The 14,935-nt window shown below is 60.4% G+C and carries 11 protein-coding genes; 1 reads left to right on the top strand and 10 read right to left on the bottom strand.

What is annotated here, in order from left to right:
• Positions 1 to 212: 212 nt before the first annotated feature.
• From eprS to AAEZ10_RS02810, 10 genes are all read right to left on the bottom strand, one after another.
• Entirely contained in the window at positions 213 to 3,158 is a 2,946-nt protein-coding gene (eprS, locus tag AAEZ10_RS02855) for an autotransporter serine peptidase EprS (RefSeq protein ID WP_350567530.1), read from the bottom strand.
• A gap of 322 nt (positions 3,159 to 3,480) precedes the next feature.
• Positions 3,481 to 4,851 (bottom strand): TolC family outer membrane protein, encoded by a 1,371-nt coding sequence (locus AAEZ10_RS02850; RefSeq protein WP_350567527.1) that lies wholly within the window; start codon positions 4,849 to 4,851, stop codon positions 3,481 to 3,483.
• A gap of 2 nt (positions 4,852 to 4,853) precedes the next feature.
• Complete coding sequence (locus tag AAEZ10_RS02845) at positions 4,854 to 6,203, bottom strand: HlyD family type I secretion periplasmic adaptor subunit (protein WP_122698212.1); 1,350 nt, start codon at positions 6,201 to 6,203, stop codon at positions 4,854 to 4,856.
• Positions 6,200 to 7,975 (bottom strand): type I secretion system permease/ATPase, encoded by a 1,776-nt coding sequence (locus AAEZ10_RS02840; protein WP_350567524.1) that lies wholly within the window; start codon positions 7,973 to 7,975, stop codon positions 6,200 to 6,202. Before AAEZ10_RS02840 ends, AAEZ10_RS02845 begins: the two co-directional genes overlap by 4 nt.
• 180 nt (positions 7,976 to 8,155) lie before the next feature.
• On the bottom strand, positions 8,156 to 8,578 hold the full coding sequence (locus tag AAEZ10_RS02835; RefSeq protein ID WP_153188968.1) for an AprI/Inh family metalloprotease inhibitor: 423 nt from the start codon (positions 8,576 to 8,578) through the stop codon (positions 8,156 to 8,158).
• A 91-nt stretch (positions 8,579 to 8,669) separates the two neighbouring features.
• Positions 8,670 to 10,115 (bottom strand): serralysin family metalloprotease, encoded by a 1,446-nt coding sequence (locus tag AAEZ10_RS02830; RefSeq protein WP_350567521.1) that lies wholly within the window; start codon positions 10,113 to 10,115, stop codon positions 8,670 to 8,672.
• Between the two features lie 463 nt (positions 10,116 to 10,578).
• Complete coding sequence (locus tag AAEZ10_RS02825; protein ID WP_350567518.1) at positions 10,579 to 11,664, bottom strand: polyamine ABC transporter substrate-binding protein; 1,086 nt, start codon at positions 11,662 to 11,664, stop codon at positions 10,579 to 10,581.
• 55 nt (positions 11,665 to 11,719) lie between these two features.
• Positions 11,720 to 12,064, bottom strand: coding sequence for a cupin domain-containing protein (locus tag AAEZ10_RS02820; protein ID WP_350567515.1), 345 nt, complete (start codon positions 12,062 to 12,064; stop codon positions 11,720 to 11,722).
• A 31-nt stretch (positions 12,065 to 12,095) separates the two neighbouring features.
• Positions 12,096 to 13,502 carry an NAD(P)/FAD-dependent oxidoreductase gene (locus AAEZ10_RS02815; RefSeq protein ID WP_350567513.1) on the bottom strand — a complete coding sequence of 469 codons (1,407 nt, stop codon included), beginning with the start codon at positions 13,500 to 13,502 and terminating at the stop codon, positions 12,096 to 12,098.
• 52 nt (positions 13,503 to 13,554) lie between these two features.
• The gene (locus AAEZ10_RS02810; RefSeq protein ID WP_125916336.1) at positions 13,555 to 14,367 is read right to left on the bottom strand and encodes a helix-turn-helix domain-containing protein; all 813 of its coding nucleotides are present in this window, start codon (positions 14,365 to 14,367) and stop codon (positions 13,555 to 13,557) included.
• A gap of 265 nt (positions 14,368 to 14,632) precedes the next feature.
• Here AAEZ10_RS02810 and AAEZ10_RS02805 point away from each other — a divergent pair, with 265 nt between their 5' ends.
• Entirely contained in the window at positions 14,633 to 14,905 is a 273-nt protein-coding gene (locus AAEZ10_RS02805; RefSeq protein ID WP_038862172.1) for a DUF1652 domain-containing protein, read from the top strand.
• Positions 14,906 to 14,935: the final 30 nt, after the last annotated feature.

The raw sequence follows: 14,935 nt of genomic DNA, 5'->3' as shown, positions 1-14,935 counted from the left end.
CAGTCGAGCGGGGATAAATCCCCTCGCCACAGTGGCTCAAACACATGCAATCAGAACTGCCAGTTCAGGCTCAGCCCTACGCCATGCAGCTCCTCGCGGCTGGCGTTGCCTTAATCGTTCCCACGCGGAGCGTGGGAACGATCAGGTTTTGCGGCTGCTGCGCAGTCGAGCGGGGATAAATCCCCTCGCCACAGTGGCTCAAACACATGCAATCAGAACTGCCAGTTCAGGCTCAGCCCGACGCCATGCAGCTTCTCGCGGCTGGCCAGTTGGCCGTTGTAATCGAGGTTGACCCGCACGTCCTTGCTCAATGCCAGACTGGCCTGCACGCCGACCAGTGCGGCATCACGTACCAGCGCCGAACTCGCCACTGAGTACGGCGTGCCGCCGCTGGCAAAACGCAAATGCTGTTCTGATTCGATATCGCTGAGGCTGTGCTGCCAGCCGAGACGGGCACTGACATCCAGCGCTTGCTGGTTCGCCAGATTGAAGGTTTTGCTCGCGCGCACGCCCAAGGTGCTCAACACCGCATCGCGCAGATCGCCAGCGCTTTTCAGCGCAGCGGCATCGCCCTTCTCAGTGAAGCCTGCGGTGTCGAGATGCAGGTAGGTCAGGTTGGCGAACGGTTCCAGCGCCAACGCTTGCAACTGCAAGCGATACGCCGCCTCGGCGAAAACCTGAGTGGTGGTCGCATCGAGCTTGGCTTTCTGCTTGGCGCTGACCTCGTCGTATTGCAGATCGCGCTTCACATCGCCGCGATGCCAGCTGTACGCCGCACCGCTGCTCAAGCGCCAGGCGCCGATGTCGTGCCCGACGTAAGCGCCGAGGTGATAGCTGTCGACTTTTGCCGAGGAATGAGTGCCCGAGCCCATGCTCAAGGAGCTGTCGCTGTAGCCGGTGACCAGACCGATGCGGGTCTGCTCGTCCAGCGCGCCGTCGACACCGGCCAGCAGACCGCCGATCGAAGTGTTGTAGCCGGCCGTGTCGTGACTGGAATCGGTGCTGCCCCAAGCGCCGAGGGCTTTGATCCAGCCGTTGCTGCGGGTCGCCGACTCATCGTGCAGCCGCTCGCCGACCGCATCACGCAACTGGCGGCTGTCGTTGATCAGCATTGTCCCCAGCGCTGGATAAATCTCGCCGCTCAGTTGCTGGAAGGCTTGTCGCGCCGAGGCCTGAGTCGGTGCACGAAGAACGCTTTCGTAAACCGAATTGCCGGCGCCCAGCCCTTCGACTGCCGCCGCCACCGAACGCTGGTTCGGCGTTTGCCCGACGCTGGCGAAGCTTGTCGCGTTGCGTTGGATATTCAGCTGAATGCCGCTTGCGGCGTAGTCGAGAGCGCCGCCGATGAACAGGTAGTTCGGCACCACCGCAGCGAACTGCCCCTGCACGCCGCCGGCCGCTTGCAGGATGTTGTACTGGCGGCCGAGCAGGCTTTGCGCTTCGGCGCTGCTGAGCAAGGTCGGGCTGTTTTCCAGCGCCAGGCTGACGCTGGCGCCGCTGACGGTTGCCGTGCCGCCGGCGACGATGCGGTCACTGCTGGTGGGCGATAGCTCAACGGCGTAGGTCGAGCCCGGGGCGAGTGTCACATCACCAGCGACGTTCAAGGTGCCGATGGAATTGCCCGGTGCGACCCGGCCACCGCTGTTGGCGGTCAACGCGCCGATGCGTCCGGAGCCGCCGAGGGTGCCGCTGTCGTTGACGGTGACCGCTGAGGTCAGCGAACCGTTGACGGTCAGCAGACCGCCGTTGACGGTGGTCGGGCCGCGATAGGTATTTGCGCCGCTGAGCAGCAATTGCCCGGGGCCGGACTTGATCAGGCTGCCCTCGTACACCCGGTTCGCCGCTGCCGCATCACGCAGCATGCCGACCGCGTAATCGGTCTGCTCCTGCTGACTGGCGCCGGCCGGGAGACCGTTCTGCCAGCCTTTGTCCTGCAGGGTTTGCTGCCAGGCGCTGTGCTCGGCGAGGTCTTCGCGCTGGCGCTGGAGCAGCGCGTTGTCGGAGATGTCATTGCTCCAGACGTCGCGCTGCCCTGCCCCCAGATTGGCATCGAACGCACCGAGCAATTGCCCCGGCCCGCGCATCGCCCGGTCGAGGTTGGCGACGCCCCAGCCGACGCGCTCGTTCGGTGCGTCTGTGACCGAGCCATCGAGTTGCGTAGCGGTGGTCAGCAGCACCTCGAGCGCCTGCTGGTTGGTCATGTACGGATAACGCTCCATCACCAGCGCCAGGGCGCCGGTCGCGTGCGGTGCCGCCATCGAGGTACCGGACTTGATCGCATAACCGCCGCCGGGGATGGTGCTGTCGATCTTCGCCCCCGGTGTGGTGATGCACCAGTATTTGGCGATGCCGCACTGGTTGTACTTCTGCTGATTGCTCTGATCTAGCCCGGACACCGCCAGCCAGTGGCCTTCCAGATCCGGCTGAAAGTACGGCAGCGCTGAGCGCACGCTGGCATTCGGGTAGCCGCTGTTGCCAGCGCTGAACACATTGATTACACCGCGCCGCGAAACGTCGGCAGCGGCGTCGAGCCAGGTGCCCTTTTTCCAGTGCTGCGCGTAGGCGGCGTGCAGATCCGCGAGAGTGCGGTAACTGACATCCGGCGGCTGACTGCCCCAACTGTTATTGATCGCCCGCACCCCGGCATCGGCGAGGCTGTCGTAGACCGCTTTGAAATAACGCGGATCAGGGCTGGGGCCGAAGAGGAAACTGTCGTTCTTGTTGGTGTTGCCGACGTAGATCTGCGCGTTGTACGCCACCCCGTGCATGCCGCTGCCATCACGGGCAGCGCCCATGGTCCCGACGACGTGGGTGCCATGGGAATCATTGTTCGGGTTGAGCGTGCCGTCGACGTTGAACGCTGAGCCATCGACGTAGCTGCCGCTGGCGGTTACCGGGTGATAACGGTCGGCGGAGAATTCCGGGTGGGCGGCATCGAAACCGGAATCGAGCGCGCCGATCTTCACGCCCTTGCCGGTGATGCCGGCAGCGTAGGCCTGATCGGCCTGCATGCGTTGCAGACCCCAGTCGCGCAGGAACTCGGCACTGCGCCAACTGGCCGGATTGCCGGGCTGGCCGGTTTCCAGGTATTGCGCCTGCGTTGCCGAGGTCACCAGCAACAGCGTGCCGAGCGAAATCGGTTTGATGCGTACGTCCATGGTCATCACTCTCGTTTTTGTTGTTTTGTTCAGGGCTGAATTGCGGTGTCGCCTGTTCCCCTCACCCCAGCCCTCTCCCCGAGGAGAGGGAGCCGATTTGTGTTGATGTCAAAACCTGCGTCCAGCTCGGTGGTTCAGGTCGATGCAGCTATCGCAGGCCACTCGGTCAGCCCTCTCCCTGTGGGAGAGGGCGCCGACCGTGTTGTCTTCAGTCATTCAGCGACCTGAGAAAAACAGTCGATTACGGATTCAGCACAGCTCGTTCAAGTCGGTGCATCTCGCCAATCTCCCCGGATCGGTCCCCTCTCCCCCTGGGAGAGGGTTAGGGTGAGGGCTGTTGCGCGACCACAAATGCTTCGTCCACCCGCGCCAGATCCTGCTCATTCAGCGTCCCGGCGTAGTAATGCAATTTGGTCCAGGCCATCAGGTAGTCGTAGCGTGCCTCGGCCAGGTCGCGGCGGGTGGTGAACAGTTGCTGCTCGGCATTCAACGCATCGAGATTGGTGCGTTCGCCGCCCAGAATGCTTTGTCGGGTCGAGACCACCAGCGCCTCGGCCGACTTCAGGGCCTTCTGATAAGCACGCAATTTGTTCACGCCCGAGAGGCAGGCGCTGAACTGGCGGCGCAGTTCGATCAAGGTTTCGCGGGTCTTGCCATCCAGTTCGTACTCAGCCTGTTCCATGGTGCGGCTGGCCTGCCGTGTGGAGGCCGATACCCCGCCGCCGGCGTACAGCGGCACGCTGACTTCCAGGCCGATGGTGTTGGTTTCGTAGCGCTGGTTATAGGTGTTGCCGCTTTCCGACTCGTTGTCGCGCATCGAGGCATAGGCGCTTACTTTCGGCAGATGCCCGGCGCGGTTGCGTTCGACTTCATAGCGCGCCACTTCCACGGCCTGACGCTGCGAAGCGAGGTTCGGGTTGTTGCTGATCGCCAGTTCATGCCAGGTGTCGAAGTTGGCCGGTTGCAGGGTGAAGGTCTGGAATTGCTGACCAAGCGGCGCCAGATCACCGATATCCACCGCCGGCACGCCGACCAGCGCCCCGAGCTCACGCAAGGCAGCATCCTGCTCATTACGCGCTTCGATTTCCTCGGCAGTCGCCAGCTCATAGCGCGACTCGGCTTCGAGAATATCGGTGCGCGTGCCCTCGCCCTGCTTGAACATGTGTTCGTTCTGCTGGAACTGCTGTTCGTAGGCCTTCTTCTTCGCCTGGGCGATGTCGATCTGGTCTTGGGCGAACAAGGCTTTGGTGTAGTTATCCAGCACGCGCACCAACAGTTCCTGACTCTTGCCGCGAAACGCTTCGTCGGCAAACAACGACTGCGCCACGCCCTTGCGATACGCCGCGTAAGCTTCGTAATCAAGCAGCGGTTGCTGCACCGTCAGCGCTGAGCCGTAGCTGTTGTAGTTGCGCTCATCAGTACGATTGCGCGCACGATCATCCAGAGACGTAGCCTTGGACGAGTTGCGGCCCTTGTTGTAGGTGTAGCCGATCCGTGGCAGCAGCCCGGCGCGGCCAATCGCGCGGTTTTCCAAGCCAGCATCGCGCTCCTTGATTGCACCGAGAAACACCGGATCGTTGCGCAATGCCTGCTCGTAGATCTCAAACGGCCCCATGGCCGCGACTGCCGCGTGACTCGCGAGCAGCGTCATTGCGGCTCCCAGCATGCAAAGCTTTTTCATACAGCCGAACATCCTTATTCCTCGGTCAACGCAGAACCGGCGCGATCGAGCAGCGGTTTGAACAGGTAGTTGAGGAGTGAACGCTCACCGGTGCGCACGAACATTTCCGCCGGCATGCCGGGCTTGATCACCAGGCCATTGAGCTTTTCCATCGCCTGATCACTGACGCTGCTGCGCAACACGTAATACGGCACGCCAGTTTTCTCATCGACCATCTGGTCAGCGGAGATCAGGCTGACTTCGCCGGGCACGCGCGGGGTTTTGCTCTGGTTGAACGCGGTAAACAGAATGTCCACCGGCAAATGCGTGCCGACCTTGTCGATCAGGTTGATCGGCAAGTGCCCTTCCACTTCCAGGGTGGTGCCTTGCGGAACGATCTCCAGCAGGGTTTCGCCCTGACGCACCACGGCGCCTTCGGTGTGCACACCGAGGTTGACCGCCACGCCATCGGCGGTGGCGAGGATCTCGCTGTGTTGCAGATCGAAACCGGCGGAGGTCAGCTGTTCGGACAGCGTCACGCTTTTCAACTGCGCATCGGCCAGTTGCGTGCGCACTTCCTTCTGGTATTCCTCGCCGTGCTGCTGCAACTTCAGGCGCGATTCAAGGATGCCCTGCTCCACGCGGCCGCTTTCACCGGTGTTTTCTGCCAGTTGTTGCTGCACTTGCGACAGTTGCCGCTGGTAGTCCATCAAGCGGTTGCGCGGGATGTAGCCGTTGTCGGCCAGCGGTTGCAGGTTGCTCAATTGTTGCTGCAAGGAACTGGCCTGGGCATTGAGGTCGCTGCGCGCGCGGCGCATGCCGGCCAGTTGCGCGGTGGCGCCTTCGATATTGGCGCGCAGTGCCGCTTGTTCTCGGGAGAACGCTTCGCGGCGGCTGCTGAACAGTTGCCGCTGGCCTTCCAGCACCAGCGCCAGGCGCGGGTCCGGGTCGTTGCTCAATTCAGGCGGAAAGGTCACTTGTTTGAGGTTGTCGCGCTCGGCCTGCCAGCGCGCGAGGCTGGCCCAAGCCATGCGGTACTGCGCCTGCAGCGATTGCACATCGGCGGCGACCTGCGTCTGATCGAGGCGGAACAGCGGCTGGCCCTGCTTCACGATCTGGCCTTCGCGCACCAGAATCCGGCTGACCACGCCGCTGCTCATCGACTGCACAGCCTTGCGTTTGCCCGAGACCACCACGGTGCCCTGCACTGGAATGCCCTGATCCAGCGGCGCCAGTGCCGCCCAGGTGAAGAAACTGCCAGCGCCGACGATGGCCAGAATCCAGCCCAGGCGTGCGAAGAATTTCGCATCGCGTTCCGGGCGCTCAGTGAGGTAGGCGTGTTCCATGTTCGCTTCGTTTTCAGTGTTCATGCTGGCGCTGCTCATACACCCGAATTCCTTGTCGAGGGCTGATACTGCCGGCTCATGCTGAGCCCGCCCGGTGCTTGTGCGGCTTTTTCGCGTTGCTGTTCGTGCTGACCGGAAAGTGCCTTGAGCACATCCTGACTCGGGCCGAACGCCTGCAAACGACCATCGTTGAGCACGAGCAATTTGTCAGCCTGAGCCAGCACCGAAGAACGGTGCGTCACCAGAATCACCGTGGTGCCTTGCGCCTTGAGTTGCGCGATGGCGCTGGCCAGTGCGGCTTCGCCGACGGTGTCGAGGTTGGAATTGGGTTCATCGAGCACCACCAGACTCGGCGTGCCGTACAGCGCGCGGGCCAGGGCCACGCGTTGCTTCTGGCCGCCGGACAAACCGCTGCCGTCCTCGCCCAGTTTGGTGTCGTAGCCCTGCGGCAAACGCAGGATCATTTCGTGAACGCCGGCCTGTTGCGCGGCAGCTACGACTTTTTGCGGATCGGCTTCGCTGAAGCGCGCAATGTTCTCGGCGATGCTGCCGCTGAACAATTCGATGTCTTGCGGCAGGTAACCGATGTAAGGACCAAGCTGATCGCGGTTCCAGCGATGAATATCAGCGCCGTCGAGGCGCACGGTGCCGCCCAGAACCGGCCACACACCGACCAGCACTCGAGCCAGCGTCGATTTGCCGGAACCGGAAGCGCCGAGCACACCCAGCACTTCACCAGCACTCAGATTGAAATTGACCGTGTGCAAAGTGGCTGCACGCCGCCCGGGCGGGCCGGCGCTGACTTGTTCGAAGGTGATCTGGCCTTTCGGTGCCGGCAGTGCCATCGCCTCGTCGCTGGGCGGAAACGCCTGCAACAGCGCATCGAGACGGCGGTAAGCCAGCTTCGCCCCGCTCCACTGCTTCCATACAGCGATCAGTTGATCGATCGGGCTCAGCACGCGGCCCATCAGGATCGAACCGGCGATCATCATCCCCGCCGTCATGTCGCCCTTGATCACCAGCAACGCGCCCAGGCCCAGCACCAGGGATTGCAGACACAGGCGCAGGGTCTTGCTCAGCGAACTGATCACAGCGCCGGTGTCGCTGGCCTGGTTCTGCAAGCCGAGGAAGCGCGAATGCACCCCGAACCAGCGCTTGCGCAGCGAGCCGAGCATGCCCATCGCCTGAATGGTTTCGGCGTTGTGCAAGTGGCTGGTGGCCAACTGGCTGGACTGCTGGGAAAAACCGGCGGCTTCGCCCAGCGGTTTTTTGGTCATGTATTCGTTGAGGCAGGCCAGTGCGATCAGCAGCAACGCGCCCGCCGTAGCCAGCACGCCGAGCCAGACATTGAACAAGTAGATGACAAACAGATAGACCGGGAACCACGGTGCGTCGAAGAAGGCGAACAACGCCGGGCCGGTGACGAACTGGCGAATGTGGGTCAGGTCGCCAAGCGACTGCCCGGCGTTACCCTCGCCCTTGAACAGGTTGCGCTCGAACGCGGCCTGATAGACGCGCAGATTGAAGCGACGCTCCAGCTGGCTGCCGATGCGGATGACGATAAAGCTGCGGATCACTTCCAGCAGCCCGATAAAGGCGAAGAAACCGACCACCATCAACGACAGCATTGCCAGGGTGGTTTCGTTCTGCGACGACAATACTCGATCGTAAACTTGCAGCATGTAGATCGACGGCACCAGCATCAACACGTTGATCAGCGCGGTGAAACAACCGACGCTGATCAGAATGCTTTTATAGTCGCCCAATGCCTTGATTAACGGAGCGGTGGCAGGAGACTTCGCCATCTTCATTGATTCTTCCTGAATTCATGCCTCGTCATTACCGGACGAGCATTCCATTGATATTCCGCCTGCCTGCCAAAGATGACTTGCAAGTAGCGCTTACAATTTCATAACAACTTGACCGGATGCCGCGCTTATAACGCACGACCACTGGCTTATATCAACTTTCTTTCACCCGCCAACCATTGCCTACTGCGCTGCGCGCTCTAACGTAATAAGCAGTTCGGCGCTCAAGGCCTTTGTATAAATGCCATCACGCTGGCGGCTGAAGAAGGCGATCCTCGAACCTTCCTTGCCGGTGATGGAAATGCCATCGGGCTCTGGAAACCAGCCGATTGGCGCTTCGCCCAACCACGCGGCCAGACATTGAGTGCCCTCGCCCAAGGTCTGGTTCGGCGCAAGCTCGACCAGGCAAGTGTTCGAGGGCTTGTCTTGCAGCGACCGCGTTTCGGGTGTGTCGCTGTGACCGGTCAAAGTGGCCTGCCAGCGCCCGGCGAATGCCGAGGGTTCTTCGAGTCTGAGGCTGCTTGCCATGCTTGTCGCTCCGGTCATCATCAGCGTGACTGCCATCAGCCATGCCATCGTCGTGTCAGTTAAAACGTATCGAGTCATAGGAAACTTCACTTCCGCTCGTAGCCTTGCTCGGCGATCAGGCCGATGCAAGCGAAGAAAGCGACGCACGAGGCGCCGCTTTCCTCTCACATCACGCGACGATGTCGCTGGTCGCAGCCTGGCCCACGGTGCTGACGATAAAGTCAGCCACGCCATGCCCGGAGAAATCCACCGACAACAGGCTGTTGCCGCCCGACGAGGTCAGCACGGCATCGCCGGCAGAACCGGTGAAGCTGTTGACGAAGTGCAGGCCCGCGCCGTTGGTGATGCCGGTCAGGTCGATCTTGTCCAGACCACTGACGAAATCGAGAATCTGATCGATCGCCCCCGGCTTGGAGTCCGAACTGGCGGCGAACACGAAAGTGTCCGAACCGGCGCCGCCCCACAGTTTGTCAGCACCACCAGCGCCGTACAGGATGTCGTTGCCGGCACCACCCTTCAGCTCGTTGGCCACGCTGTTGCCGATCAACAGATCGCTGCCCGAACCACCAATCGCGTTCTCGATGACTGCGCCCTTGGCGATCGACACGTTGCCGACCATGCCGCCCACGTCGGAGAACGAAGCGCTATTGAGGTTGATCTTCTGGTTCTGGGTGAAACCGGAGAAATCCAAGGTGTCCTTGCCGCCGGCATCCCACACCGAGAACACCACTTTGTCGCTCGACGACGACGCGCTGAGGAAATCGCGGCCGGCATTGGAATTGAAGCCGTAGGTGGTATCACCAGTGCGGGTGCTGGTGTTGGCGCCGTAGAGCTTCTGGATCGCGGCGATGTCGTCCATCAGCGGGCCGGACGAATAGGCTTCGACGCCGCCCTTGCTGAAGTTCTGGTTGGTGTTGCTCTCGCTCCAGTAACTCATGACGCTATAGCCACGGGTGTCCTGGCCATAAGTCGCATCGTTGTAGGTCGGGTTGCCGTTGCCGGCGTTGTAGTCGCCGGGGTGCGCAAGGCCAAGGGTATGGCCGATTTCGTGGGTCAGGGTCTGACGACCGTAGTTGTTCAGATCCGGGTTCTTGTTCTGCGTGTAACCGCTGTTGATCAAGTACCACGAGGTGCCGTCATAACCAGCGCCGGTCCCCGGCAGATAGGCAAACGCCGCAGCGCCATCCTGGCCACCGCTGTAGTTACCGAAGGTCATGTGCCCGTCGCCGCCCGAGGCTTTCTCGGTGAAGGTGACATTGGCCACGTCGGCCCAGGACTGCATGGCGAGCTTGGCCTGGGCTTGCTGCTGTGCACTGAACTGACTGAACCCGGTGATCCCGTGCTTGTTCATCGTGCTGTTCGAGGCCGACGTCAGGAACGTATAGGTGAGTTCGATCTTGCCGCTGCCGTCCTTGTCCTGGTAGGCAGCGCCGTCACGCAGCAATTGCGTAGCCGCCTGGTCGACGGAGTACGAGGGTTTGCCATTGACCGTGAGGTTGCCGCCGCGGTCGTACTGATGGCTGAAGCTGTTGATCTGGTTGTACGCCGAGCTGAAGGCAGCCAGCTGGAAAGCTTGTTCGGCGGAATCAACAGCATTGGTTTTAACTTTCGACATAAACACACTTCCTTGTTTAGCAATGGAACAGTTTTTGTCCGACAGGACGATCTTTGGCGAGATCGTCCTATCACTCGCCCAATGAAGGCGTAACGAACCTGACATAATTGGAAATCTGTCGTAAAGAGTTTTTTTGCGATCCAATTTGGTGGTATCAGGAAACTGCCGTAAACAAAGCGCGCGGGGAGAAAAGATTGTTTTTAGTTGCGATGAGGGCGGAAATTGTCTGACGATTTTCTATTTAAATATTAAATATCGCTAAGTTTGAATTTGTTGGGCAAGTCACACTTTCAGTCAGCGGTGCCAGTGCTTTGATATCAACAATTCTGATTCATTGAATAACGAATGTGGGAGCGAGCCTGCTCGCGAAGACGCCAAGCCAGTCAACATAAGTGTCGAATGACAAACCGCTTCGCGAGCAGGCTCGCTCCCACAGGGGTCTTGTATGTTGGCCTGAAAAAACTCAGCTTCCGGTGCGAATCTTGTTCCACACCCGCGTACGGATCCGGTCGATATTCAGCGGCATCGCCTCCAGCGCAAACAGCTTGCCCATCATTTCCGCGCTCGGGTAAACCTTGGTGTCGTTCTTGATCGCCGGGTCGATCAGTTTGTCGGCCTGTTCGTTGCCATTGGCGTAATGCACGTAATTGGTGATGCCGGCCATGACATCGGGGCGCAGCAGGTAGTTCATGAAGGCGTAGCCGGCCTTTTCGTCCGGTGCGTCGACGGGCATGGCGACCATGTCGAACCAGATCGCCGCGCCTTCCTTGGGAATCGCATAACCGATCTCGACGCCGTTCTTGGCTTCCTTGGCGCGATTCTCCGCTTGCAGTATGTCGCCGGAAAAGCCCACCGCTACGCAGATGTCGCCGTTGGCCAGGTCACTGGTGTACTTCGAAGAATGGAAGTAGCTGACATAGGGCCGCACTTTCATCAACAGGGCTTCGGCTTTTTTGTAGTCTTCGGGATTCTTGCTGTGGTGCGGCAGGCCCAGATAGTTGAGCGCCGCCGGGAGCAGTTCCGGGCCGTTGTCGAGGATCGCCACGCCGCACTTCTGCAGTTTTTCCATGTATTCGGGCTTGAAGATCAGATCCCAGGAATCCTCCGGCGCGTCGTCGCCCAGCACCGCTTTGACCTTGGCGATGTTGTAGCCGATGCCGGTGCTGCCCCACAGATAAGGGAAACCGTGCTCGTTGTTGGCGTCGTTGGTCTGCAAGGCCTTGAGCAGCGCCGGGTTGAGATTCTTCCAGTTCGGCAACTGACTCTTGTCGAGTTTCTTCAGCGCCCCACCCTGAATCTGCCGCGCCATGAAGTGGTTCGACGGAAAAACCACGTCGTAACCGGATTTGCCGGTCATCAGCTTGCCGTCGAGGGTTTCGTTGCTGTCGTAGACGTCATAGGTGACGCCGATGCCCGTGTCTTTCTGGAAATTCTTCGTGGTGTCCGGGGCGATGTAGTCGGACCAGTTGTAGACCTTGACCGTCTCGGCCGCGTGACTGACGGAAGCGGCCAGCAACAGCGGCGCCAATGCGAGGGTTTTCTGGATCATGGGGCGATTCCTGTATGGGCTTTTTTTGTTGGCAGGCAATCAAAGGATCAAACAATCAGAAAATCAGCACGTAGCTCTTGCGCACGGTTTCCTGGATATCCCAGATCCCGAGCGTGTTGGCAGGCAACATCAGTGCGTCGCCGCCTTGTATGTGCAGGGTTTCGCCGCCACCGTCGGGGGTGAAGGTGCAGCGCCCGGAAATGAAATGGCAGAACTCCTGCGCGGGGATCTGCCGCCGCCAGCGGCCCGGGGTGCATTCCCAGACGCCGGTTTCGACACCGTCGTCGCGCTCGACACTGGTGGTCGAGGCAATTGCGACGGGTTCGCCGAGGGGGACGGCGACCGGGTTGGATTCTTCGAGCTCAAGCGTGGCGGTGTTCTTGAATTGGGTGATGCTCATGGCGTGACCTGTTTATTGAGGGAAACGACGTTCAGTGCATGAAACCTTCCATGAACCCGGCAACCCGGCTGGCGAGCTTGCGCCGCCAGGGCGCGGTCGCGGGATTGGCCAGGGTCTGGTCTTCGTGCACGAAACTTTTGATGATCGCGTTGTAGCCGAGCCAGCGGCATGGCTCTGGCTCCCAGGCACGCAGCGCATGAATGCCACCGTCGGGCAGGACCCACGGTTGTTGGGTCAGCTCGCTGTCGCGCTCAAGAATCAGATCGGCTAGCGTCCGGCCGCCGAGATTGCTGGCACCGACGCCCTCGCCGCCATAACCGCCAGACAACGCGATGCCGTTGGCGCGGTCGCAGAGCATGTGCGGCTTGAAATGCCGCGACATGCCAAGGTTGCCGCCCCAGGCGTGGGTGATCTGCACATTTTTCAGCTGCGGGAACAGTTCGCCGAACAGATAGCGGCGCAACTCGACTTCATCGCGGGTGAGGTTGAAGTCATGACGCAGCTTGCCGGCGAACTGATACCCGCCACGGGCGCCGAAGATCAGACGATTGTCGGCACTGCGCTGGCCGTAGGTGACCTGGCGGCTGAATTCACTGAAGGCCTGACCACGATTGAGGCCGATTTCGTCCCAGGTCGCAGCGGACAGCGGTTCCGTGGCGACAATCAGGCTTTGCACCGGCAACTGATAACGGCCAAGTGGCGGCAAGGTCACCGAATAACCTTCCACCGCCGGGACGATCCAACGGCTGCGCACGCTGGCCTTGGCGGTACGCAGACTGCCGGGTTGCCAGTGGGTGACCGGGCTGTTTTCGTAGATTTTCACGCCCATGTTCTGCACGGTACGCGCCAGACCACGGACCAGTTTCGCTGGGTGAATGGTCGCGACATGGGGGGCGAAGATGCCGCCGTAGGGCTTGGCCACGCGGATCTGCTGGGCCAGCTGCTCGGGACTGAGCCAGCGGTAGTCGTTATCGGTAAGGCCTTGGGCATGCAGCTTGTTCAAGTAATCGCGCAGAACGGTTTCCTGCTCTGGGTAGCGCGCAGCACAATAAAGCACCCCGCCCTTGCGGTAATCGCAGTCGATGCCTTCGCGTTCAACGACGATCTCTACTTCATCAGGAATGCTGTGCAGCAGATCAAACGACGCCCGCCGTTGCTGCGGCGATAAGCCTGCGAGCAAGCGATCCTCGCCCAGCAAGTTACCCATCAGCCAGCCGCCATTGCGTCCGGACGCACCGAACCCGGCGGTTTGCGCCTCGACGATGGCAATATCCAGGCCGGGCGCCTGTTTTTTCAGGTAGTACGCCGTCCACAGTCCGGTGTAACCGGCGCCGATGATCGCCACGTCGACATCCAGGTCCCGCTCCAACGCGGGCCGCGCCAATAGCGGCTCATCGAGCTGATCCATCCACAAACTGATCGTGCGCCACGCCGACATGCCAGACTCCGCCACTGAAAACTTTCGATGGCGTCGATCCTAGTGGCTGCCTTCAGTGGATGTCTTGCGCGCGTGCCCGCAGAGAAATTTGTTTGGCGTAGGCCTTGGGCGACTGGCCGGTGTGTTCGCGAAAGCATTTGTAGAACGCTGACAACGAATTGAAGCCGGCGGCAAACGCCAGCTCGTCGACACGCAACGGCGGCGTAGCGCTGTCCAGCGCACGCAGCAAATGCTGCAGGCGCGCCTGATTGACGTAGCGATAAAAGCTTTGCCCGAGCACCTGATTGAGCAGATAGGAAATCTGATTGCGGCTGTACCCGCACTCCTTCGCCACGCGTTGCAGGTCAAGCTCAGGGTCCAGATAGGGCTGCTGCTTTTCGAAATACTGCTGCAGGTCTTCGGCCATGAAGCTCAGTTGCCGCGGTGACAGACCTAGCCTGCTGACCGCCGGACGGCTTGGCGCGGAGCTACCGTCGGCTTGAGTACGCACCAGCGAGGCATACTCGTTGACGCGCCAGATCAAGCCGTCCTTGACCGTGATCGCTTCGCTGGAACGAAACGACACCAGGCCGTCGCCGCCGCGCAAGGTCACCTCGTATTGAATGAATGCGGTGTTGCCATCCACCCGGATTCGGTCGCAATGTTCGAGCAGTTCGTCGGATTCTCGCGGCATGCTCACGCGCACGTATTCGCGTAACTCATCCAGACCGAGCACCCGGTTCTGAAAGAAATCGTTGTACTGGATCTCGGCGTGATAAAGCGCCATGACGCTGTCCAGATCCCGGTGTTTCCAGCTCAGGTGATAGCGCATGACCGTGGCGGCCGTGGCCTGGGTCTGTTCTGGGCCGTCGTCATCGGCGTGCATAAGCGGCTCGGCGAAAAAGAACCGAGCTTGCCCAACTTCCTCTGCTGCTTCAATGAAAAATCCATGGTGGCGTTTTGGCGATAATCGATGAGCCAGTGACTTACATCAAAAAATGCGAATCAATCGCTAAACGGACTGAAAAAACTCACAGTTTTTTCACACACGGATGCTACTTTTAAAGCTCAAGTACTGGTTGAGCCAATGAAGGCTCTTCCCACCTAACATGAGCAAAAGGAAGCGCTCGATGAAGCAGGCGGGCAACACCATGAATAAAGGGTTCAGCAAAGTCACCTTTCCAAACGCTTGCCAGCTGATGCGCTGGCATTTTCATCCCATGGGTTTCGAGGCGACGATGGATGCGCCGGGCAGCATGATCGCCCGTCTTTTCGATCGGGCCAGCGGCGAAACCATGATCGCCATCGCTGGCATTCCCTGCGCAACGGTGATGAACGCGGCGGATGTCGAGCGCATGATCGAAGCCATCGAGGATGAGCTGGAAGCCTTCACTCCTCCGGAATCTCTCAAGAACTACGCATAACCACTTGATTTAAAACAAAAAGCCCGCAGC

This window comes from Pseudomonas sp. H26/SER47-MNA-CIBAN-0231 (assembly GCF_040310465.1).
Taxonomy (GTDB): Bacteria; Pseudomonadota; Gammaproteobacteria; order Pseudomonadales; family Pseudomonadaceae; genus Aquipseudomonas; species Aquipseudomonas atacamensis.
The sequence above is the reverse complement of the archived record's forward strand: the minus strand, read 5'-3'. Positions and strand labels throughout refer to the sequence as shown.